This is a genomic window from Bradyrhizobium campsiandrae, assembly GCF_014529705.1.
GTDB classification, from domain to species: domain Bacteria; phylum Pseudomonadota; class Alphaproteobacteria; order Rhizobiales; family Xanthobacteraceae; genus Bradyrhizobium; species Bradyrhizobium campsiandrae.
In genome coordinates this window covers 1-242 of sequence record NZ_JAANIH010000422.1, presented here as the reverse complement: position 1 = coordinate 242, position 242 = coordinate 1, and the positions used below count along the sequence as shown (strand labels likewise).

The 242-nt window shown below is 60.7% G+C and carries 1 protein-coding gene; it reads left to right on the top strand.

The window, feature by feature from the left end; all coding sequences use genetic code 11:
- Nucleotides 1-242 (top strand): ABC transporter substrate-binding protein (locus tag G8O24_RS43760; RefSeq protein ID WP_244646479.1); only part of this gene is annotated, 242 nt, incomplete at both ends.

The following is a 242-nucleotide window of genomic DNA, read 5'->3' as shown; positions in this document are numbered from 1 at the left end:
ATCAGTTCACCGCCTATACGATCTACGACCCCTTGGTGGCGTGGGAGATGGACGTCGCCGATCGCCCCGGCAAGCTGGTGCCGGGGCTCGCGACCGAATGGAAGGTCGATGACACCGACAAGACCAAATGGACCTTCAAGCTGCGTCCCGGCGTGACGTTCCATGATGGTACTCCGTTCAACGCCGACGCGGTGGTGTGGAACGTCGACAAGGTGCTCAAGCAGGATGCGCCGCAATTCGAT